A 20,532-nucleotide genomic window follows, 5' to 3' on the forward strand; every position below is an offset into this window, starting at 1 on the left:
CGGGCGCTGAGACCTTGGCGGACCCAGGCCATGATGGCGCCGCGCTCTTCGGGACTCAGGTGGGTGTAGTGGTGGCCCATGTGCAGAACCCTTCGGTGGGTGATGCACTTAAGCTTAGAGACCGCCCCACTAAGAAGGCATCCCCCTCGACGTCCAAACCGGCCAAGGCCGAACGCGACCGCCGCGGCAACGGCGACGAATTGCACCAATCCGCCTCCGGGCGCCATCCGCCGCTCACCAGCAACCAGGGCCTGCCGTTGTCGGACAACCAGAACTCGTTGCGCGCGCGCGAGCGCGGACCGACCCTGCTGGAAGACTTCATCCTGCGCGAGAAGATCACCCATTTCGACCACGAGCGCATTCCCGAGCGGATCGTGCACGCGCGCGGAACCGCGGCGCACGGTTACTTCGAACTGACTCGTTCGCTGAAGAAATACACCACCGCCGACATCCTGACCCAGGTCGGGCAGCGCACGCCGGTGTTCTGTCGCTTTTCCACGGTCGCCGGCGGCGCCGGCTCGATCGACACCCCTCGCGACGTGCGCGGCTTCGCGGTGAAGTTCTACACCCAACAGGGCAACTGGGACCTGGTCGGCAACAACATCCCGGTGTTCTTCATCCAGGACGCGATGAAATTCCCCGACGTGGTGCACTCGGTGAAGATGGAACCCGACCGCGGGTTTCCCCAGGCCGCCAGCGCCCACGACACCTTCTGGGACTTCATCTCGCTGACGCCCGAGGCGATCCACATGATCATGTGGGCGATGTCGGACCGCACCATTCCGCGTTCGCTGCGCATGATCGAAGGCTTCGGCGTGCACAGCTTCCGCCTGCTCGACGCCAAAGGCGCTTCGACCTTCGTCAAATTCCACTGGCGCCCCGTGCTGGGACTGCAATCCACGCTCTGGGACGAAGCGGTCAAGCTCGCCGGCGCCGATCCGGATTTCCATCGGCGCGACTTGTTCGAGGCCATCCAGAACGGCGATTTCCCCGAATGGGAGCTCGCCGTGCAGCTGTTCGCCCAGGAGCAGGCCGACGCCCTGCCCTTCGATCATCTCGACCCGACCAAACTCATCCCCGAGGAAACCATTCCGCTGACCGTGATCGGGCGGATGGTCCTGGATCGCTGGCCCGACAATTTCTTCGCCGAAACCGAACAAGTGGCCTTCTGCCCTTCGCATATCGTACCGGGCATCGATTTTTCCAACGATCCGCTGCTGCAGGGGCGGCTGTTTTCCTACCTCGACACGCAACTCTCGCGCCTGGGTTCGGCCAATTTCCATCAGCTGCCGATCAACGCGCCCAAGTGCCCGTTCGCCAACCTGCAGCGCGACGGCCATATGCAAATGGGCGTGCCGAAAGGCCGGGTCAATTACGAACCCAGCTCGCTCGACCCCCAATCGCCGCGCGAGACGCCGGCCGGTTTCCGCAGTGCCGCCGCGCCGAGCGAGGACGGCAGCAAGGGGCGGATCCGAGCGGAGAGTTTCGCCGACCACTATTCCCAGGCACGGCTGTTCTTCCGCAGCCAGAGCGCGCCCGAACAGGCGCATATGGCTTCGGCGCTGGTGTTCGAGCTGTCCAAGGTCGGCACTGCGCACGTGCGCGAAGCCATCGTCGGGCATCTGCGCCATGTCGATCCCGACCTGGCCAAGCGCGTCGCCACCGGGCTCGGGCTGGAGCGGCTGCCGCCGGCGCCGCCGGCCGCGGTCGAGCCGATCGATCTGCCGCCGTCGCCGATGCTGCGGCTGATCGGCAAGATGAAGGACACCCTGGCCGGGCGCTGCGTCGGCGTGTTGATCGACGACGGTTCCGATGCGGCTGCCCTCAAGGCCTTGCGCAAGGCGGTCGAAGCCGCCGGCGCGCGGGTCAAGCTGGTGGCGCCGAAGCTCGGCGGCGCCAAACTCAGCGACGGCAAGCCGCAGGCCGCCGACGGACAATTGGCCGGCACGCCTTCGCTGCTGTTCGATGCGGTCGCGCTGGTCCTGTCGGACGCCGCCGGCAAGCGCCTGGCGAAGGAAGCCGCCGCGGTGGACTTCGTCCGCGATGCCTACGGCCACCTCAAGGCCATCGCGGTCGACGCCGGCGCGCGGCACCTGCTGCGTGCGGCCGGGGTCGAGCCGGATGCGGGCGTGGTCGCGGCCGACCGGACCGCGGCCTTCGTCAAACTCGCCAAGGTCCGGCAATGGGACCGCGAACCGACGCTGCGGACGCTTGCCTGAGCACCGCCCGAGCCGAGCGTCGCGCCTGCGCTTCGTCGCCGTGGCGGCGATGGGGCTGGCCCATGCCGTCTGCGCGACGGCCTGGGCCGCGTCCGCGGATTGCAAGGCGCGGCTGCTGCACGAATTGGGCTGGCGCTTCGTTCCGGTCGCCGCCTCCGAGGTGGAGATCCACCCGGGCGCTCCCTGCGACCGCGCCGGGCTGAGCGAGGCCCAGGCCGCGGGCGATCTGGTGGTCAAGATGCCGGCCGGCCTCGATGGCGGCGCGCGCGACCGCCTCCACGACGAGCTGTTGGCGCATCCGGCCAGCGTCTGCGCCTACGACTTCCTCCTGGGCGCGGCGACGCGACGCGCGGTCGATCGCCTGGTCGGCAATCGCGGATTTCGCTTTTCCGCCGTGCAAGTCGGTTGGATCGGCTTCGGCCCCAGCGGCTCGGCACGCGACGGCTGGAGACCGATTTCCTTGTTCGGCCGCGGCTACCGCCCCCGCGGCGCCAACTCGCGCGCGATCGAAGGTTTCTACAACGGACAAGTGCGCGGCGAGTGCGGGCTCGGACGGCAAATCGCGCAATACGGCGCGCAGGCCGAACTCTATGGCATGGCCGGGTTCGACGCCGAGTTCGATGCCGACGAAATCGTGATCGGCACCTTCAACCGCCTGCATTCCACCCGCAGCATCCTGCTGGGCAGTTCGGCGGGCCGCTTCGTCCACGACGGCCGTGCCGTCGCCGCCGCGCGCCAGGGCCGCCAGGCCTTCATGGGACGGCCCGGCTTCGTGTTCCATGTATTCGATCGCAGCAGCCTCGACGACCTCAACAACCAAGCCGAGAATTTCGTCGTCTACGACGTCGACGCGCAAGCCGCGGCCGCCTTGCGCAACCACGGCGGTTTCGAGTTCTACAACCGGCGCAACCGCGAAATATGGCGGCTCGCACGCTCGCTGCAGCCTTACCGGTCGAAGCGCTTCTTCGAGCGCGCCCTGTACGAACGCGACCCGGCACTGCGCGAGGGCCTGCCTGTGCAAGCGCAGGCGACCCTGGCCCGGCTCGACACCGCGCTCGCCGATCCGTTCTACCGCGGCTTCGAGATCTACGTGCACAAGCAAGGGGTCAAACCGGTCGGTTTCCACATCGTCCGTCTGCTCGACCGCAACCCGCGCACACCGTTCCGGGTGGAGTTGGCCTTGCACAATCTGCAGACTACGCTGTACGAGCGCTATCTCGCGCATCGGATCAGGCAATGCGGGCGCGCAGGCTGAACCGCGGCGCCGCATCCTGGTAATCGGATCGGCTTGCAACGCATGAACGATTCATGGGCCGACGACAAGGCCGCGCCGCGTTCGGCATCCACGCGGAATCATGAAGACGACGTGTGCCTATGTTTCGTTGCGGTGAAACCAAGCGCCTGCCCGAGCGACCGCTGGTTAACAGGCCATGGCTCAGTGTCGGTATCAGCCGAACCAGCCCGGAACGGTAACGATATGGGTAAACGATAAGGCGACCATCATGACTGACACCAAACATCAGGGGCACAACCCGCAAGGCCGAGGCGATCATCTGCGCGAGCCGCAACGCAACCCTCCGCAAGAGCAGAAGCTCCCTCAGACCAAGCAACAACAGGACCAGGAACCTCGACACGGCCACGCCCATCCCAAGTCGCCCGACGGCGACCGGCCAGGCAACGGCCGCTAGCGTCCGCTCCTGGCAGCGCAGCGTTTCGCCGGCAGGCCCTCGGCCATCGGCTGCACATCTGCGCTGCACTTCTGCACACAACATCACCGCACCGTCGAACAGCTCATCATCGAAGAAAGGAGACATGCCATGCTCAGCTACGCCGTAGTCTTCCTGGTCATCGCCCTGGTCGCCGCCGTTCTCGGCTTCACCGGAATCGCAGGCGCCGCCAGCAACATCGCGTGGATCTTGTTCATCGTGTTCCTGATCCTGGCCGCGATCTCGTTCTTCCGCGGCCGCGGCCCGGTCGCCTAGAACAAACTCAATCGTGGAACAGGCTCAATGACGTCACCGATGCCGCGGCGGCGGAGTGCCGCCGGCGCCACGCGATCGTTCATATGCGCCTGCGAGCCGCGCCAGCGCGGCTCGCAGGCGATCGACGAGGCGCATCCTGAAAGCCTGCAGTCGCGCGCGGATCGCTAAGGCGAAGGCGCCGCCTGATCGACCGGGTGGCGCTTTCGCCGCAGCCGGCGATCCAGGTCGGACATTTCATAGGGCTTGGGCAGGAACTCGCAATTGAGCGGCAGTTCCGGCAACCAGTTCGGCGAGTAGCCGGAGGTCAGGATCACCCACAGCGCCGGCCGCACCTCGTAGGCATGTTTGGCCAGATCGATACCGGACATGCCGCCTGGCATGGAGACGTCGCTGAACACGACGTCGACCCTGCCGGCGTCCTCAGTGAGTATCTGCAACGCCTGCGCACCGTTCGCCGCGGTGATGACCGCATAGCCCGCATCGCGCAAGCTGTCCTGCACCACGTCGAGGATGTTCTCGTCGTCGTCGACCAACAGAACGGTCGGTTGCGCCGCCGCCTCCACCACGCCGCTCAGGGGGAAGTGCATCGCGATGGTGGTGCCGCCATCGGCGGCCGACTTGAGTTCGAAAGAGCCGCCCGTCTGCCTGACGAAGCCGTAAACCTGGCTGAGGCCCAGGCCGGAGCCCTTGCCGACCTCCTTGGTGGTGAAAAACGGCTCGGTAGCGCGCTTCGCCACTTCCGGGGTCATCCCGCTGCCGTTGTCGGACACCGACACGGTCAGATGCTCGCCATGAATTTCGGTCGACACCCTGATCCGGCCGTTCGACCGGGTGATCGCGTCGCGCGCATTGATCACCAGATTGAGCAGACTCGCCTCCAACTGGGTCGGGTCGGCCTGTATCGTCGCCGTGCCGGCGCATAAACCCAGAGACAACTCGACGCGCTCATCGCAGACGCGGCTCAACAGTACCTCGGCGTCGCGGATCAGCGCATTGACGTCGATGGCCTTGGGCCGCAGCACCTGTCCGCGCGAGAAAGCCAGCAACTGCTTGGTCAGGCGCGTGCCGCGGTCCAATGCGCGGCGCGCGGTGGCCATCGTGCGATCGAACTTGTCCTCGTCGTTCCGCACCGTCCGCAGGCGGTCCAGGCTGTGCCCCACCACGGTGAGCAGATTGTTGAAGTCGTGCGCCATGCCATAGGTGAGCTGCCCCACCGCTTCGAGTTTCTGCGCCTGCAACAACGCGTTCTGCGCCTCTTCCAGCGCCTGCTCGGAGCGTTTGCGCTCGCTGATGTCGCGGGTGACTTTTGCGAACCCCAACAGTTCGCCGTCCTCGCGAATGGCGTCGATGACCACGCTCGCCCAGAAGCGGCTTCCGTCCTTGCGGACGCGCCAGCCCTCGGCTTCGAACTGCCCGGTCGTCGAGGCGCGGGCCAACGCGGCCTGCGGCACCCCTGCGGCCACGTCTTCTTGAGTATAGAAAATGGAGAAATGGCGTCCGATCACTTCCTCGGCGTCATAGCCTTTGATGCGCGCGCCGCCGGAGTTCCAACTGGCGATGTTGCCGTTGACGTCGAGCATGTAGATCGCGTAATCGACCACGCCCATGATCAACAATTCGAGTTGTCGCGACTGCTGGATCAGGGATACGCCATCGCCGTCTTTATTGGGTGCGGTATCGAGTCGAAACGAAGTGTCCATGGCACGGTAGGAGGCTGGGAAACTCCTATTACAGTGCCCCCAGATTCATCGTCAGATGTTAAGCCGGCGAGAAAATCGCCCCTCGCGGCAAGGCCGGAATCGAGCTCCGATCCGGCCCACCACGGTCGGCGCAAGTTCGTCGACCGCAGCGGCGCATCGCCGAGTTCGCCGGCGTCGTGTCGACGCCGGCGATTGTGTTCCTTCGACGAGGATCAGCGCCCGTCGCGATCGGCATCGCCCGGCAGGGCGCGTTCGACCGTGTGCCAGGCCTCCTTGGTGGCTTCCTTGGCTTTTTCCCAGCCGAGCCGCGACTGTCCCTTGACCTTGTCCCAACCGCGACCGAGTTCGTCCTCGAGCCGGTCGTCCCACTCGCGCCAGGCGGCGCCGTGGCGTGCCTGCACGCCGTAGCGATAGGCCGGCCGGTAGTCGTCGTAGCTCGCATTCTTTTCGCGGTAGTTGGCCTGGTCGAATCTCGACTCGTAGTAGCGGTCGGCCGCATCGTAGGTGCGGTAGGTCCGGTCGGTGCGGTCCCAGGCATCGCGTACCGCCGCCTTCGCATCGGCCCAGTCCAGCCGCGACTGATTGCGCGCGCCGGCCCAGTCGCGTTCGAGTTCCGCTTCGGTGGACGGGTCCCAGCCGCGATCGTGCATGCGCGAGCGGGCTTCGGTGCCATAGGCATAGGCCGGCGCGTAGTCGGTGGCGTAGTCGAATTTCGAGTCGTAGTACGGTCGAGCGGTGTGAGCGTTCTGCCAGTACTCGGTCTCTCCGGTCGGATCGAGGCGTTCGGCGATGCCTTTGCCGGCCGCCGCGCCGGCGATGGCGCCCACGCCGCCGCCGATCAGGATGCCGATCGGACCGGCCAGCGCGCCGATCACCGCACCCGCCGCTGCACCGCCTGCGCCGCCCAGCCCGACCCCGACCGGGTGCGATCCCGGCGTGCCGCTGATCGGATCGCGATTGAGATCGCGGCTTTCGTTGGAGTTCGTCATAGTGCCTCCCGGTTATGGCCTTGCATGGCCAGTGCATGCAAGCGTCGCGCCTGGAGGATGTGCACGGCGTCGGCGAGACGCGAAGACGCCATTAAATTCTTCGCGCAGGTTCTAAACGAATCTGAATCGCTCAGGCTGTCGACGCCGGGCGTGAACGCGGGGACGAAAGGCTCGGGCCTGCAGCACCTGGCAGGGCCGCGCAGGCCGCGCCGTCACGAGCGAGTGCCACGCTCTTCGCGCGGCCGCGGCTTTTTATCGTTGCGCAAGGCGCTGACCACGATCGCCAGGCCGAGGCCGGCGGCGATCACGAACAGCACCAGGGCGAAGGCCGGGTAGCCGAACAGGAACGGCCCGACGCCCGAGCGCAACAGCAAGGCGCTGGAAATCAGCAAGGCGGCCACGACGATGCCCGCGGCGATGCGGTTGGCGATCTTCTGCAGGTTCTCCATGATCGCCGAATCCTGCCAGCCGGTGATCCGCACCTGCAGGCGGTTCTCGGCCAGCAGCGACAGCACCGTGCCGACCTTGCGCGGCGCGTCCTGTACCAGCGATTGCAGCTCGATCGCTTCGCTCGCCAGGTTCGCCGGCGACAGCGACTGCAGCAGCCGGTCGCGCAACAGGCCTTGCAGATGATCCTCGACGGTCTGTTTCAGACTCAGCCCGGGGTCCAGCGCGATGCAGACGGTTTCGAGGTTGAGCAGGGTCTTGGCGAGCAGGTTGAACTCCGGCGGCGTGCGCAGTCCGCACAAGGCGCTGAGCCGGCTCAGGTGCAGCAGCAATCGGCCTTCCGACCAATCCTGCGAATGGCCGTGCGCCGCGTAGCGCGCCACGTGCTGGCCGACCTCGCGCACGAAGCGGCTTTCGTCGAAATCGTGCAGGCGCACGCCCAGGCCGATCAACTCGTCGGCGACCGCTTCGCCGCGCCCGTCCACCGCCGAGAACACCAGCTTCAACAAACGCCCGCGCATCTTGGGCGGGATGTGCGCGACCATGCCCAGATCGAAGATGGCCAGGCGATGGTCGGGCGTGATCAGCAGGTTGCCCGGATGCGGGTCGGCATGCATCTCGCCGTGCACGAACATCTGGTCGAGATAGCCGCGCAGCAGATCCACCACCAAAGGCCGCATCGAATGCTCGGTGCGGCGCAGCCCGAGCGGCTCGGTGACTTTGCTGCCGGTCACCAGCTCCATGGTCAGCACGCGCACGCTGGACAGGTCGCGCAGCGGCTGCGGCACCACCAGGGTCGGGTATTTGGCCAGGTGTTCGCCGAAGCGTTCCAGATGATCGGCTTCGAGCCGATAGTCGAGTTCGTCCATGAGGGTCTTGCGGAACTCCTGGACCCAGTCGGCGAAGTGCAGGCGCCGGCCGACCTGGGTGTTGTGGTCGGCCTTCGAGGCCAGCATCTGCAAGGTGTCGAGGTCGCTGCGGATGACCTGCGCGACGTTCGGCCGCTGTACTTTCACCGCCACCTCGCGGCCGTCGCGCAAGGTGGCGCGGTGCACCTGCGCCAGCGAGGCGCAGCCGAGCGGCTTGGGGTCGAATTGCGGAAACACGCTGTGCAGGCGCACGCCCAGTTCGCTCTCGACCACCGCCTCGATGGTCGCCGCATCCAGGGCGGTGACGTCGTCCTGCATGCGCTCCAGTGCCGCCAGATAGGCCGGCGGCACCATGTCGGGGCGCGTCGACAGCGCCTGGCCGATCTTGATGAAGGTCGGGCCGAGCGCTTCCAGGTCGCGCACGAAATCCGCCGGCCGCCCTTCTTCGGGCGCCTCCACGTCCAGGTCGGTCGCGGCATCCCAGTCCAGACCGGTGAACACGCCCGAGCTGCGGTACTTCAGCAGAAAGCCGACCAACTGCGCGGTTCGGGTCAACGGACCGGGGCTGGAGTTTTGGCTGGGGCCGAGACTGGGGCTCATGCTGGCGACTCCTGGCAGGTGGCAAGCCACGACGGGAGAACGGACGGCTGGACTATTCCGCATGCCTCGGCAACGGCTCGTGAGGGCCCGCGTGCGGCATCGCCCGCTCTGCGGTTCGCTCTCCTGCTGCAGAACCCGCACGCGAGCTCGCCTCGCGGTCGTGCAGCGATTGAGGATCAGCCTCTCGGCCCGCCCATGACCGGCAGGATCACGCCGTTGACGTAGGACGAGCAGATCGGTGCGGCAAGGAATACGTAAGCGGGCGAGATTTCTTCCGGTTGCGCGGGCCGTCCCATGTCGCTGTCTTCGCCGAATTTCGCCACCGCATCGGCAGGCTTGTCGGCCGGGTTCAGAGGCGTCCACACCGGGCCGGGCGCGACCGCATTGACCCGAATCCCGCGCGGCAGGAGCTGGCTGGCCAGCGACTTGGTGAACGCATGGATCGCCCCCTTGGTCGCCGAATAATCCAACAGGTGCTTGTTGCCGAACAGGCCGGTTTCCGATCCGGTGTTGATGATCGATGCGCCCTGCCCCAGATGCGGCAAGGCCGCACGCGCCATATGGAAATAGCCGGCGATGTTGGTCTGCAGGGTTTCCTGCAGATGCGCATCGCTCAGGTCCTCCAGCGAGTCGGCATGCAGTTGGAATGCGGCGTTGTTGACCAGGATGTCCAGACGACCGAACTGGGCCACGACCTGGGCGACCGCGCCCTCGCAGAACGTCGGGTCGCGCACGTCGCCGGCGATCGCCAGGGCGCGGCGCCCTTCCCGCTCGACGTATCGGCAGGTGTCCAGGGCGTCTTCGTGCTCGTTCAGATACAACACCGCGACGTCGGCGCCTTCGCGGGCGAACAACACCGCCACCGCGCGTCCGATGCCGGAATCGCCGCCGGTCACGATCGCCGCCATGCCGTCCAGCTTGGCGCTGCCCAGATAGCCTTCGGCGGCGAATTTCGGGCGCGGTTCGAGCTCACGCTCGCGGCCGGGCTTGAGCAGATGCTGCTTCGGCAACGGGTTTTCGGGCTGGCTGTGCGGCCCGGCCTGCACCGCGGTCTGCTTGGCCGCCTTCTTCGAAGCCGGCGCTTCGGGCTTCGCATCGATGCCCTTCTGGATCGCACGCTGGCGCGCCGCCGTGCGCTCGGCCGGCGCCGATCCCATCGCGGCGGTGGAAGCCGGACGAGCCGACGGTTTCGAGGCGGATTGCCTGAGCGACTTGGATGCCTTCTTGCTGGCCATGAGGTCACCGCAACGGTAGAGACAGGCTTTCGACGATAAAATCGGCTTCATTCGGCCGACGTGAACGATGCAACGCGTTCACCCGTGCGCAACCAATCCCCGATCAACCAACGCGGTGGCTGGCACCGCGCTGTGACTGACGATGGACACCCGTCGCCGTGCCGTGCAGCAGCGGGCACGCGGTTCGCAAGCTTGCGGCTCGCCTAGTGCGTGCCGGCCGGCGTCGATACCTCTCTGACCACTTCGGCGGTGGCGCGGCTCTTGCCGGCCAACGCGATATCCGCCAACGAGACGATGCCGACCAGCTCGCCGGCGGCGTTGACCACCGGCACCCTGCGTACCTGCGCCGCCTCCATCACCGCGACGCAATCGCGCAGATCGCTTTCCTCGCTCACCGTCCTCACCGGTGAGGTCATCGCTTCGCCGGCGGTGGCGGTGCCGTCGCCTCCCGTGGCGACGATCCGGATCGCGATGTCGCGATCGGTCACCACACCGAGCGGCCTTCTTTGCTCATCGAGCACCGGAATCTCGCCGCAGTCGTTGTCGAGCATCAGGCGAGCGATCTCCCGCACCGGCGTGCCGATGAAACAGGTCGCCGGATCCGGGGTCATCAGGGTTTTCGCAGTGATCACGATGCTCCTCCGCAGTGAGTGTAAGGATGCAGTGCAAGCGGATTGTCGTCCGCGTTTCGTTCGATCGCCGTGAACCGCGGCGAGGGCGGCCTTCACGTTGCGGCAATGACGTTCGCAGCGCGCGCAGCGCAATGAATGCCCGCCAGCGCGCGCAACTATTATTTTTTGCGCTGTTCCGCCCGCGCATGGCAACGCTTGCGCTACGCCGCCCACGCACTGTCATCGGTCGCCCCGCACCGCCGATGCGACGATTCGGCGGCCGGGAGCTAGCGCTTCGGGGCCGGGTCTTGCGAGTCTTCGCCTGGCAAGGGTTGATGCCCCTCGCCTTGCGGCAAATCGGCGTTCTGGACTTTCCGCTTCTCGTGCTCGCCTTCCTGCGGGGGATTCTCGCCGGGCAAGGGTTGGTGGCCCTGGCCGTGCGGAGGCCGCCCCTCGTGCTGCCCGCCATCGCGTGGATTGCCGTTGCTCTTGTTGCCCATGTCCGCCACCTCGTCGCCGCCGGAATCGGGGCGATCCTCGACGACGGTGGCCCGGGCCAGGTTAAGCAGGAGTCGTGCTCGACCGCCAAGGCGTTCACGAACGCCCAACAACCGCTGCTGCGTTCAGCGTTGAGGCGGCGCCCGCCGGGTTCGCCTCAGCGCTGCCGCGTCGCTGGAATATCCACGCGCTGACTGCGGCGCACGCCGACTTCGACCGACTGCAGGCCGTGGTCGTCGCGCACCGCCCACGGCAACGGCAGGTTGTCGGGAATCACCGCGATCGTGTGTTTGCCGACCGACACCCGCGGGAACGAGAACTGGCCGTTGCTGTCGGTGCGCACCGCATAACGGCCGTCGAGCACCACGGTCACGTTCGGCGCGGCCTGTTCGGACGCGGCGCGCACGCCGTCGTCGTTGTCGTCGAGGAACAGCGAGCCGTCGATGCCGCCGACCGCCGAACCCGGCGCCCCGCCGATCACCGGCAATGCGCGGCCGGACTGGCGCTCGTAACGCAAGGTCAGGAACGCCGAACGTTCGCGCGGCAGCGTCAGGAACGGCGAGTCGACGATCAGCGGATCGAGCACGAACGGCGAACGCTGCGAGCCCTGGCTCTGATACAGCGCGGCGGTCAGCGACCAGCGCGACGCGATGCGCCAGTTGACCCCGAGATTCATGTCGACGCCGCGCATCGCCGCCGGGCCTTCGCCGTGGGTCCAGCGCGCGGTGCCGTCCACGGACACACGGTCGCCGAGCTCCAGGCCGCCGTACATCGAGAAGGTCGTGGTGCGGGTCGTGGCGCGGGTGGTGGCTCCGGTCGAAACCTCGTAGCGCTCGCCCCATTCGCCGTAACCCAGCGACACCGACAACCGCCGGCCTTCGCGCAGAGGCAGGGCCTGGTCGATGCTGGCCTGCCAACTGCGCCCCACCCCGCCTTCGCCGCCGGCGTGATCGAACTGGACGCGGGTCTGGCCCCAGCCGTTGCGCCGATCGGCGAACAACTGGGCCGCGTAGGTATCGTCGTCGGCGTGGCGCAGACTCAGGCTGGCGCCGTAGCCGAACACGCTGCTGGCCTGGTAGCGCGCGAACGCGGTGGCGTACTGGCCGTCGAAGCCGGCGCCGCTGATCGAACGGATGTCGTCGAGACCAGCGTTCCAGCTCCAGCGGCCGTACTGATAAGCCAGGCGGTAATAACCGCCGCGCACGTCCTGATTGATCGGAGAAGCGCCCCAGCTCAAGCCCGGGTCGAGCGAAAACAAACCGTAGTTGTGCCGATAACGGCCGCGCCGCGCACTCGCGTCGATCCAGGCGCCGGTGGCGTTGCCGCCGCCGTCGTGGCTGCCGAGCAGATTCACTTGCACCGCGTCGCGATCGGACTGCCACGCGCTCGCCCAATGCGCGGCCTGGCTGGGCCGGTCGATCAGGCCCGGCTCGCCGATGTCGTCGGGCACGATACGTCCGTCGGTGCTCAAGGCCGAGACCGCATGGGTCCAACCCGACCCGCCCTGCCATTGCGCGCCGAACGCGCCGACGTGGCCGTCGGCGACGTCGAAGCCGACCACGCGGGTGCCGTTGTAAAGCCCGGCGCGGCCGACCGCGCCGTACACGCTCAGGCCGCTGGCGTCGCGGGTCCATTGCGTGCTCAGGCCGGCCATCGCCACGCTCGGCAGGAAGAAACGGTATTGGTTGCGTTGCAACTGCGACATCGGCGTGTTGATCGCGCCCAGGCCGTTGTCGAGGCGCCAACCGCCGTCGACGAACAGATTGCGCTGCCACACGGTCGCCGCGCCGCCCCAGCCGCTGTCGTCGGCGAAGCGGTCGCGGTCGCTGTGGAAGACGGTCGCGTCGAGCGACAGGCTGCCCCAGTTCGCGGTTTCCCGGAATCCACCGGCGGCCAGGCCTTGCTCGCCGAAGTGCTCGGCGCCGCGCTCGGTGTAGGCGGCGTTGAGCTCGACCCGGAACGAACGCGGCAGGCCGTCGCCGTCGACGACCTCGTCTTCGTCGGGCGGCAACGGCGCCAACGCCTGCGCGGCGATGATGCGGTCGCGGTAGACCGGCACCGGCGCGTCGGCCGCCGATGCCGCGGGCGCGGCCGACGCAAGCGTGCAGGCGACGCAGATCGCCAGTCTGCGCCGGGCGAGCCTTCGGGCGGGTCTCATTTGTCGATGCGTACGTCGAGTTCGAGGCGCTGGCGGCCCCATTCCAGTGCGCCCTTGAGGGTCAGCGGATAGACGATCGGCGGCGCCGGCGTGGCCGGGTCGTCGCCTTCCGGCACCAGCGCAATCGAACGCGTTTCGCCGGGAAGAATCGGCAGACTGGACGGTGCGAGCGCGAACTTGCGGCCGCTCGCGTCGACGCCGTCGACCAGCCCTTCGAGGCGGGTATGGGCCTTGCCGGTGTTGCGGATGTCGAGCACCGGCAGTCGCCGGCCGTCGACCTCGCGCACCCGGCTGGCGACGTGCTGCAACTGCGCCGCGACCTCGCCGATGCCCAGGTAGACGATGATGCCGATGCGCCCGGACACCGGCACGGTGATCTGGTCGCCGATCATCTCCGGCGCGCCTTCGAGCAGGATCGCGAAACGGCATTCGGTGGGCGCCGCGTGTTCCGGCACCACCACCTCGAAGCGATAACGGCGCTTGCCGTTCGGCGCGATCTCGATCTGCGCCGCTTCCAGGCCGACCCAGGGCCGGCAACTGTCGGCCGCAAGCGCTTCATCGAATACCGCCGCGCCCTGCGCATCGAGATGCCAGTCGGCGGTCTTCAGGGTGTAGCGACCGACCGCATTGGAGATGTTGGAAATCTCCACCACGTTGCGATAGGTGGTGCCCGGCTTGGCCGTGTCTTCGAAGCGCGGCGGCGAGACCAGGGCGGAGAAGCCCTGGGCGAAACCAGGGCCCGGAATCGCCACAAGCGAGAGCGACAGCGCCGCGAACGTCAAGGCATGGCGCAGGACAGCGGTACGCATCAGAGATCTTCCACGTCGATTTCGAAAGAGAAATTGAGTTGCTCGGTACGCACCAACTTCTGTCCGTCGGCCTGGATGGTCAGGCGGATGGTGTCTTCGAGCAGGCCGGCCGGCATGGCGCCGCTATAGACCAGGGTGCGTTCGCCGGCGCGCAAGCTGCCCGGCAGCAAGCGGCCCTGGGTGGTCCAGGCGGCGGTGATCGGGCCGCTGGCCTGCGCCGGCAGGGTCATGTAGACGCGGCCACTACGGCCTTGCCAGGGCGCGAGGTTCAAGCGCACCCACACCGTCAGCGCACCGGACACCGTCGGCCGCTCGCCGCTGCGCGGCGCGACCGAGTCCCACTGCATGCGCAAGGTGTTGGCGGTGACCTGGCTGGCGCTGTCGTCGACGCGATGGGTACCGGCGTGCGACGGCGACATCGCGCCGAACAGGATGCAGGCGACGATGGCGTGCTTCATGGCGCGCTCAAGGTGTAGACCACCTGGCCGGTGTAGGTACCGGAGGCGACGACGGCGTCGTTGGCGTAACTGAAGGTGTGGCAGCTTTCGCGCCAGGTGTTGACCGGGAAACTCGCCAGGGTCTGCGGTCCGCCGCTGAAGGTGCCGGCCAGGATCGGCTGGGCGCCGGTGTCGTTGTTGCCGCTGCTGGTCCAGCTGATCTGCGAAAACGCGATGGTGCTGCCGGCGCCGTTGCTCAGGCCCGCCGCCGGCGCGGTCGCGGTCAGGGTCGCGGTGCCGGTGCTGCCGGGCAGACGATAGAAACCGCCGACGTAGATCTGCGCCGGCACGTTGCAGAAGGCGAAGCCGTCGTAGGAACTGTTGGCCTGGGTGGCGTCGGTGGTCATGACCTGATCGGCGCCGTTGCCGAGCACGGCCGCGGGCACCGTCACCGAGACTTTGTTGATCGCCCCGCCGCGGCCGGGCGTGCCGCCGCTGGAGTAATTACCGGTGAACACGCCGTTGCCGACCCGCAGGTAGACCATGCGCGCGCCCGGGGAAATCGTGACGACGAAGGCCTGGGCGGTGTCGAACCAGCCCAGCGCAAGCAAGAGCAGCACCCAGCACGCCGGGCGTAAGGACAAAGCCATGTCGGGGCCTCGGAAGTCGGAGCCGTTGCCGCACTGCGGATCGAGTCGGAACCGTTCCCGCAACCGCGGGGCGGACCGGAGCCGTTCCTGCACTGCGGGGTGGACCGGAGCCGTTCCCGCGACGCGGGAACGGGGATGTCGCAAAGGACGTCCGGCTTGCGGCTTACGGCATCGAAGCCGTGTAGGTGACGCGGCTGTTGTTGGCGTTGACGCCGCCGTAGACGCCCGGAGCGACCACGTTGTTGTTCTTGTACTTGTAGGCCCAGACCGCATCGCGGTTGACCAGCTTGCCGGTGCCCGGCGCCACGGTCGAGGTCGTGGTCGCGCCGTCGGCCAGGGTCGGATGGGCCAGCGCCGTCGCCGACGACAGGATGGTTTCGGTCGTTTCGATCTGGCTGTAGGAGATGGTGTCGCCGGCGACACCGTTGTTGAGCGCGCCCAGGGTGGTCGAGGTCAGGGTGATGGTGCCGTTGTTGCCGACCAGCTTGGCGGTGACCTTGCCGTCGTTGAGGTCGCCGGAGGCGGCGGTGGCAGCGATGCCTGTACCACCGATACCGACCTGAGCGGCCGGCACGACGAATGCGATCTGGTTGACCGTGGTGTTGGTCGTGTAGTCCGCGCCGCTGCCGACGCGCAGGAACAGGATCTTCGGGATCGTGATCTGGAAGTCCAGCTTGGCGCTGGCGGTAATCGGGGTGCCGGTGCCGGTGGTGTACTGCGATTCGGCTTGGGCGAGCATCGGTACGGCGGCAAGCAGCGACAGGGCCAAAAGGGACTTCGTGAGCGTTCGCATTATTGGGTTCCAGGGAGGTCGAAGGCGCCGGGGCTCCGGGCGCAGGCCATAAAAACGCACAAAGTATGCCAAGGAGTGACATTCGGCACATTGCTTGTTAAGCATACGTGAGCCGCGTGCGACTAATGTCACACTACTGACGTTCTCCGTCACACCTCGCCGTGCCCTGTCAATCCCGGCCACGCTCTGTACAGGTCGCCCCTTCCGCAGTTGCGGCGTCCCGCAGCGATCGGTCGGCAGCCGCTTTCGACTCGTTCAACGCATCGAGACCGCGCCGTCCGCGGCCGACGCCGGCCCTCCGATTCCGCCCTTCGCCACGGCTCCATGCCGATGCGGCCGATGCCCCTCGTCAGCCTGCCGCCCCGCCCTACGGTCAGCCCGAATGCTGCCGCCGGAACGGCCTCACTACACTGCCGTGGCGACCTCCCGCCCTGGAGCAGTGCCATGTATCCCTCCGATATTTCCGGCCCCTCCCGTCAATGCCTGCCGCCGATCGACCCGGTCGTGCCGGCGCCGCTGACCCCGGTGCAGCAGCAGGAGCTCGCCCAGCGCTATGCCCCGATCCTCTACTTCCATCCCCAGGAAGAAAATTTCCTGCAGGACCCGAACACGTATATCGAGCAATCGACCCTGCGGCAGGAACGCGACTTCTGGGGCGACAAGGAACTGCACGGGCTCGGCGAGGTGCCGGCGGACGAACTGGCGCAGATCGGCCCCGACAACAAGAGCGCCGACAGCCAGTTGTTCCTCGATCACCAGAACGAGGAACTCGGCGACGGCGTTCGCGACGGCGACCTCGGCAACAGCAAGAATCTCTACGAATACGACCCCGAAACCAACACCATCACCTACCACCTGTTCTATTCCTACAACGACGGCCCGCCCGGCCTCGGCGACGTGCAGAACCACGAAGGCGACTGGGAAAAGATCACCGTGCAGCTCGACGACCAGTACCAGCCGACCGCGGTGCGCTACAGCGCCCATGGCGGCTTGAACGCCGAGCGCTCCTGGGCCGACACGCCGAAGGAAGACGGCCGCCCGGTGTCCTACGTCGGCCAGGGCTCGCATGCGAACTTCCCCGAGACCGGCTCCTGGAAATCCAAGGCGCCCGGCATCAACGATTCCGCCGAGACCGGCGGCGTGCGCTTCGACCTGGCCGGCCAGCCGGCCATCGATGTGACCACGCAGGAGTGGTATGGCGGCCACGTGCTGTGGGGCGAACGCGGCAGCGGCCAGGAATTCGGTATCGGCGAGACCACCGGCCCGACCGGACCGTCGGCCGACAAGGGACCGATCGTCGCCGGCGACGCCGACCCGTCGCTGCAGCCGATCGACGAGAAACCGGGTTTCCCCTTCTACGGTCCGTATCCGCCGTTCTTCTTCCCGCGCTGAGCGCGGGGGCGGAGGCATGCCCCCCTTTGTAGGAGCGACGCAAGTCGCGACCGCGGGATGCGCAGATGCGACAGCGCCGACGCCATCCATCGAAGTGGCGTCCTTTCGCGGGGTAGGAGCGACGCAAGTCGCGACCGCGTCGCAATGGCCTCGCGGCGCCTCTCTCAAGCAAGATCAAACGCGAAGAGCTTCCGCCACTAAAGTGGCGGAAGCTTTTGGCGTTTGATCTTGATCTTGATCTTGCGTGAGCGATACGCCGCAAGATCGAAAGAACGCGGTCGCGGCTTGCGCCGCTCCTACCCCCGCGAAAGGACACCGCTTCGATGGGCGACATCGGCGTTGTCGCCGCAGCGCGTCCCGCGGTCGCGACTCACGCCGCTCCTACAGACAGGCCCTGCAGGCGTCAGGACATTACAGTGCTGCGCACCGTCGCTCAGCCCGATCCTTGTCCCCATCACTCCTCAGCGGCGTATCTCGAACCCCGGGTTCTCATTGAGCGACCCATCCGCCTCCAACACCGCATAACGCTCGCCATCGGGATGGAACACCACCGGGATCGGTTCCCGGAACAGCGGCCGGCGCACGAAGCGCAGCTCCCAACGGAAATGTTCCAGAGTCGTCAACGCGTCCCGTTGCTCCGGGGTCAGCCCGGCGCGCAGCGCCACCGTGCTGGTCTGCCCGGTTCCGCGTCGTTCGCGATCGACCATCGGGTACTGCTCCTCGGAGATAGGTATTGCGCTTACGCCATGATCTTGCAATGACCTGAGAATGTCACCCCGGTCGCAGTCCCGCGCCGGATTCATGCAGGTCCAGTCCCAACCTCAGCCGACGCCAGCCGAGCGAACGCCGCCGATGCTCCCCATCGCGGTCCCGCGCGCCTGTCGAATTTGCCCCTGCTGCAGCCATCCCCGCCGCACCAGCCATTTCGCCTGCATCGCTGCACGGAATATCCGCCGCCCATCACAGTATCGATCGACGCTCGACGTTTCGTGTCCGACCGAGCACAGGCGGCGGCTTGCGAGATGGCGATACGCAGCTCGGTCGATGCGCGAAGCATGGTCAACTGCGCCGATCGGCGCAGTCCGGCGATAAACGCATCGCCCCGCATTCCATTCGCCGCGGTGCGGTGCGATGCACGACGCGTGGCAGAGCACGCCGACGACAAGATGAATGCGGCACCGGACGAATTCGACGAGGTCATCGTGCGAGCGAGCGCGCAGCTTTGCGCAGCGCAGCTTGTCCGCATGCGATCCGGCGCCTACACTCCGCCGGCCACAGGTGTCCTGCCGCCGTACCGGCGAGCAGGGTGAAACGGGAAGCCGGTGCGAGTCGACAGACTCCATTCCGGCGCTGCCCCCGCAACGGTAGGCGAGAACACCCGACTCAATACCACTGCGATTTCGCGGGAAGGTGTCGGGGTGATGCGGATCGAGCGCATCGCTCGCAAGCCCGGAGACCGGCCAGTGGCGGGCATCGCATGCGATGCCGTCCTCGGGTGTTGCGGTGGGCAACCGGACGGGCTGGCTCGACGCGATGTCCGTTGCGTGGAACCGACTTGTCTTGCTCCGCAATCCCCGTCACGCGGGTGAGCGACACGGAGCTGAAACAATGAACGATATGAATCGCGTCGCGACCGAAGTCGCGACGGTCAAGTTGCTGATCGACGGCGCGTTCGTCGAATCCCGGTCCGAACAATGGCGCGACGTGGTCAATCCGGCCACGCAGACGGTGCTGGCGCGCGTGCCGTTCGCGACCGCGGACGAAGTCGACGCTGCGGTGCGTTCGGCGCAGCAGGCCTTCAAAAGCTGGCGCAAGACCCCGATCGGCGCACGCGCACGCATCTTCCTCAAGTACCAGCAGCTGATCCGCGAGCACATGGGCGAGCTCGCTGCCATCCTCACCGCCGAACAGGGCAAGACCCTGGCCGATGCCGAGGGCGACGTGTTCCGCGGCCTGGAAGTGGTCGAGCACGCCGCTGCGATCGGCAACCTGCAACTCGGCGAGCTGGCCAACAACGTCGCCAACGGCGTCGACACCTACACCTTGCTGCAACCGCTCGGCGTCTGCGCCGGCATCACCCCGTTCAACTTCCCCGCGATGATTCCGTTGTGGATGTTCCCGATGGCCATCGCCACCGGCAACACCTTCGTGCTCAAGCCGTCGGAACAAGACCCGCTGGTGACCATGCGCCTGGTCGAACTGGCGCTGCAGGCCGGCGTACCGAGGGGCGTGCTGAATGTCGTGCACGGCGGCGAAGACGTGGTCAATGCGATCTGCGACCACCCCGACATCAAGGCGGTGTCGTTCGTCGGTTCGACCCAGGTCGGCACCCATGTCTACAACCGCGCTTCGCTGGCGGGCAAGCGCGTGCAGTGCATGATGGGCGCGAAGAATCACGCGGTGGTGCTGCCCGACGCCAACAAGGAGCAAACCCTCAATGCGCTCGCCGGCGCTTCCTTCGGCGCGGCTGGGCAACGCTGCATGGCCGCCTCGACCGCCGTGTTGGTCGGCGAAGCCCAGGCCTGGATTCCCGAGCTGGTCGCCAAGGCGCGCACGCTGAAGGTCAATGCCGGCACCGAACCCGGCACCGATGTCGGCCCGGTGATTTCCTGCGCCGCGCGCGAACGCGTCGAAAGCCTGATCGCGTCCGGTGTCGAGCAAGGCGCGAGGCTCGAACTCGACGGCCGCAATCCGTCGGTGCCGGGTTACGAGCGCGGCAATTTCGTCGGCCCGACCATCTTCTCCGGGGTCAAGCCCGGCATGCGCATCTACGACGAGGAAATCTTCGGCCCGGTGCTGATCGTGCTGGCCGTCGACACGCTCGACGCCGCGATCGAGTTGATCAACGCCAATCCGAACGGCAACGGCACCGCGATCTTCACCCAGTCCGGCGCCGCCGCGCGCCGCTTCCAGGAAGAGATCGACGTCGGCCAGGTCGGCATCAACGTGCCGATCCCGGTGCCGGTGCCGCTGTTCTCGTTCACCGGCTCGCGCGCCTCCAAGCTCGGCGACCTCGGCCCTTACGGCAAGCAAGTGGTGATGTTCTACACCCAGACCAAGACGGTCACCGCGCGTTGGTTCGACGACGACACGCTCGGCCACGGCGTCAACACCACGATCAGTCTGAAGTGATGGCCGCCGTC

Annotated in this window: 18 protein-coding genes, 1 pseudogene and 1 riboswitch; of the genes and pseudogenes, 6 read left to right on the forward strand and 13 right to left on the reverse strand. The window is 67.0% G+C overall.

What is annotated here, in order from left to right:
* Positions 1-200: 200 nt before the first annotated feature.
* Together ACTOWK_RS21330 and ACTOWK_RS21335 are read left to right on the forward strand one after the other, a co-directional pair.
* Positions 201-2,219: a catalase gene (locus tag ACTOWK_RS21330; protein WP_441332134.1), complete on the forward strand. Its 2,019-nt coding sequence runs from the start codon at positions 201-203 to the stop codon at positions 2,217-2,219.
* Positions 2,212-3,474, forward strand: coding sequence for a hypothetical protein (locus ACTOWK_RS21335; RefSeq protein ID WP_441332098.1), 1,263 nt, complete (start codon positions 2,212-2,214; stop codon positions 3,472-3,474). Before ACTOWK_RS21330 ends, ACTOWK_RS21335 begins: the two co-directional genes overlap by 8 nt.
* Here the strand turns inward: ACTOWK_RS21335 and ACTOWK_RS21340 are convergent.
* Positions 3,449-4,033, reverse strand: coding sequence for a hypothetical protein (locus ACTOWK_RS21340; protein WP_441332099.1), 585 nt, complete (start codon positions 4,031-4,033; stop codon positions 3,449-3,451). The two genes, ACTOWK_RS21335 and ACTOWK_RS21340, sit on opposite strands and share 26 nt — an antisense overlap.
* A gap of 3 nt (positions 4,034-4,036) precedes the next feature.
* On the opposite strand from ACTOWK_RS21340, the gene ACTOWK_RS21345 reads away from it, so the two are divergent.
* The gene (locus ACTOWK_RS21345) at positions 4,037-4,201 is read left to right on the forward strand and encodes a DUF1328 domain-containing protein (RefSeq protein WP_441332100.1); all 165 of its coding nucleotides are present in this window, start codon (positions 4,037-4,039) and stop codon (positions 4,199-4,201) included.
* Between the two features lie 164 nt (positions 4,202-4,365).
* On the opposite strand, the gene ACTOWK_RS21350 is transcribed toward ACTOWK_RS21345, so the two are convergent.
* From ACTOWK_RS21350 to ACTOWK_RS21375, 6 genes and pseudogenes are all read right to left on the reverse strand, one after another.
* Entirely contained in the window at positions 4,366-4,788 is a 423-nt protein-coding gene (locus tag ACTOWK_RS21350) for a response regulator (RefSeq protein ID WP_441332135.1), read from the reverse strand.
* A pseudogene (locus ACTOWK_RS21355) lies at positions 4,777-5,901 on the reverse strand (PAS domain S-box protein); the annotation flags it as partial. The pseudogene ACTOWK_RS21355 and the gene ACTOWK_RS21350, both read right to left, overlap by 12 nt.
* A 212-nt stretch (positions 5,902-6,113) precedes the next feature.
* On the reverse strand, positions 6,114-6,890 hold the full coding sequence (locus tag ACTOWK_RS21360) for a hypothetical protein (RefSeq protein WP_441332101.1): 777 nt from the start codon (positions 6,888-6,890) through the stop codon (positions 6,114-6,116).
* A 212-nt stretch (positions 6,891-7,102) separates the two neighbouring features.
* Positions 7,103-8,806 carry an ABC1 kinase family protein gene (locus ACTOWK_RS21365; protein WP_441332102.1) on the reverse strand — a complete coding sequence of 568 codons (1,704 nt, stop codon included), beginning with the start codon at positions 8,804-8,806 and terminating at the stop codon, positions 7,103-7,105.
* Positions 8,807-8,982: 176 nt separating this feature from the next.
* Positions 8,983-10,041 (reverse strand): SDR family oxidoreductase, encoded by a 1,059-nt coding sequence (locus tag ACTOWK_RS21370; RefSeq protein WP_441332103.1) that lies wholly within the window; start codon positions 10,039-10,041, stop codon positions 8,983-8,985.
* A 203-nt stretch (positions 10,042-10,244) separates the two neighbouring features.
* Positions 10,245-10,673 carry a CBS domain-containing protein gene (locus ACTOWK_RS21375; RefSeq protein ID WP_441332104.1) on the reverse strand — a complete coding sequence of 143 codons (429 nt, stop codon included), beginning with the start codon at positions 10,671-10,673 and terminating at the stop codon, positions 10,245-10,247.
* Positions 10,674-10,804: 131 nt separating this feature from the next.
* Between ACTOWK_RS21375 and ACTOWK_RS21380 the strand changes: the two genes are divergently transcribed.
* Positions 10,805-11,344: a hypothetical protein gene (locus tag ACTOWK_RS21380; protein ID WP_441332105.1), complete on the forward strand. Its 540-nt coding sequence runs from the start codon at positions 10,805-10,807 to the stop codon at positions 11,342-11,344.
* Here ACTOWK_RS21380 and ACTOWK_RS21385 read toward each other — a convergent pair.
* The 5 genes from ACTOWK_RS21385 to ACTOWK_RS21405 all read right to left on the reverse strand — a co-directional run bounded on the left by ACTOWK_RS21385 (position 11,308) and on the right by ACTOWK_RS21405 (position 15,997).
* Positions 11,308-13,308, reverse strand: coding sequence for a carboxypeptidase-like regulatory domain-containing protein (locus ACTOWK_RS21385; protein ID WP_441332106.1), 2,001 nt, complete (start codon positions 13,306-13,308; stop codon positions 11,308-11,310). The genes ACTOWK_RS21380 and ACTOWK_RS21385 overlap by 37 nt on opposite strands.
* On the reverse strand, positions 13,305-14,117 hold the full coding sequence (locus tag ACTOWK_RS21390; RefSeq protein ID WP_441332107.1) for a hypothetical protein: 813 nt from the start codon (positions 14,115-14,117) through the stop codon (positions 13,305-13,307). The genes ACTOWK_RS21385 and ACTOWK_RS21390 overlap by 4 nt, the downstream gene beginning before the upstream one ends.
* Complete coding sequence (locus ACTOWK_RS21395; protein ID WP_441332108.1) at positions 14,117-14,575, reverse strand: hypothetical protein; 459 nt, start codon at positions 14,573-14,575, stop codon at positions 14,117-14,119. The genes ACTOWK_RS21390 and ACTOWK_RS21395 overlap by 1 nt, the downstream gene beginning before the upstream one ends.
* Positions 14,572-15,204, reverse strand: a complete 633-nt coding sequence (locus ACTOWK_RS21400; RefSeq protein WP_441332109.1) for a hypothetical protein — start codon at positions 15,202-15,204, stop codon at positions 14,572-14,574. The genes ACTOWK_RS21395 and ACTOWK_RS21400 overlap by 4 nt, the downstream gene beginning before the upstream one ends.
* A gap of 163 nt (positions 15,205-15,367) precedes the next feature.
* Positions 15,368-15,997, reverse strand: a complete 630-nt coding sequence (locus ACTOWK_RS21405; protein ID WP_441332110.1) for a hypothetical protein — start codon at positions 15,995-15,997, stop codon at positions 15,368-15,370.
* Between the two features lie 444 nt (positions 15,998-16,441).
* On the opposite strand from ACTOWK_RS21405, the gene ACTOWK_RS21410 reads away from it, so the two are divergent.
* The gene (locus ACTOWK_RS21410) at positions 16,442-17,389 is read left to right on the forward strand and encodes a Vps62-related protein (protein ID WP_441332111.1); all 948 of its coding nucleotides are present in this window, start codon (positions 16,442-16,444) and stop codon (positions 17,387-17,389) included.
* Between the two features lie 461 nt (positions 17,390-17,850).
* Here the strand turns inward: ACTOWK_RS21410 and ACTOWK_RS21415 are convergent, their stop codons facing one another.
* The gene (locus tag ACTOWK_RS21415) at positions 17,851-18,096 is read right to left on the reverse strand and encodes a hypothetical protein (protein ID WP_441332112.1); all 246 of its coding nucleotides are present in this window, start codon (positions 18,094-18,096) and stop codon (positions 17,851-17,853) included.
* A 552-nt stretch (positions 18,097-18,648) separates the two neighbouring features.
* Positions 18,649-18,868: riboswitch (cobalamin riboswitch) on the forward strand.
* Positions 18,869-19,006: 138 nt separating this feature from the next.
* Between ACTOWK_RS21415 and ACTOWK_RS21420 the strand changes: the two genes are divergently transcribed.
* A complete protein-coding gene (locus tag ACTOWK_RS21420) occupies positions 19,007-20,521 on the forward strand; it encodes a CoA-acylating methylmalonate-semialdehyde dehydrogenase (RefSeq protein WP_441332136.1) in 1,515 nt (504 codons plus the stop codon).
* Positions 20,522-20,532 lie beyond the last annotated feature (11 nt).

The organism is Lysobacter sp. CA196 (genome assembly GCF_052078695.1).
Classification (GTDB): domain Bacteria; phylum Pseudomonadota; class Gammaproteobacteria; order Xanthomonadales; family Xanthomonadaceae; genus Lysobacter.

Bases quoted from the DNA above. Each gene is read 5' to 3' on its own strand.
- ACTOWK_RS21340 (WP_441332099.1), bottom strand. From the start codon at position 4,033: ATGTCTCCTTTCTTCGATGATGAGCTGTTCGACGGTGCGGTGATGTTG.
- ACTOWK_RS21365 (WP_441332102.1), bottom strand. From the start codon at position 8,806: ATGAGCCCCAGTCTCGGCCCCAGCCAAAACTCCAGCCCCGGTCCGTTG.
- ACTOWK_RS21380 (WP_441332105.1), top strand. From the start codon at position 10,805: ATGAATGCCCGCCAGCGCGCGCAACTATTATTTTTTGCGCTGTTCCGC.
- ACTOWK_RS21360 (WP_441332101.1), bottom strand. From the start codon at position 6,890: ATGACGAACTCCAACGAAAGCCGCGATCTCAATCGCGATCCGATCAGC.
- ACTOWK_RS21405 (WP_441332110.1), bottom strand. From the start codon at position 15,997: ATGCGAACGCTCACGAAGTCCCTTTTGGCCCTGTCGCTGCTTGCCGCC.
- ACTOWK_RS21420 (WP_441332136.1), top strand. From the start codon at position 19,007: ATGAATCGCGTCGCGACCGAAGTCGCGACGGTCAAGTTGCTGATCGAC.
- ACTOWK_RS21390 (WP_441332107.1), bottom strand. From the start codon at position 14,117: ATGCGTACCGCTGTCCTGCGCCATGCCTTGACGTTCGCGGCGCTGTCG.
- ACTOWK_RS21385 (WP_441332106.1), bottom strand. From the start codon at position 13,308: ATGAGACCCGCCCGAAGGCTCGCCCGGCGCAGACTGGCGATCTGCGTC.
- ACTOWK_RS21410 (WP_441332111.1), top strand. From the start codon at position 16,442: ATGTATCCCTCCGATATTTCCGGCCCCTCCCGTCAATGCCTGCCGCCG.
- ACTOWK_RS21370 (WP_441332103.1), bottom strand. From the start codon at position 10,041: ATGGCCAGCAAGAAGGCATCCAAGTCGCTCAGGCAATCCGCCTCGAAA.
- ACTOWK_RS21345 (WP_441332100.1), top strand. From the start codon at position 4,037: ATGCTCAGCTACGCCGTAGTCTTCCTGGTCATCGCCCTGGTCGCCGCC.
- ACTOWK_RS21395 (WP_441332108.1), bottom strand. From the start codon at position 14,575: ATGAAGCACGCCATCGTCGCCTGCATCCTGTTCGGCGCGATGTCGCCG.
- ACTOWK_RS21350 (WP_441332135.1), bottom strand. From the start codon at position 4,788: ATGCACTTCCCCCTGAGCGGCGTGGTGGAGGCGGCGGCGCAACCGACC.
- ACTOWK_RS21400 (WP_441332109.1), bottom strand. From the start codon at position 15,204: ATGGCTTTGTCCTTACGCCCGGCGTGCTGGGTGCTGCTCTTGCTTGCG.
- ACTOWK_RS21415 (WP_441332112.1), bottom strand. From the start codon at position 18,096: ATGGTCGATCGCGAACGACGCGGAACCGGGCAGACCAGCACGGTGGCG.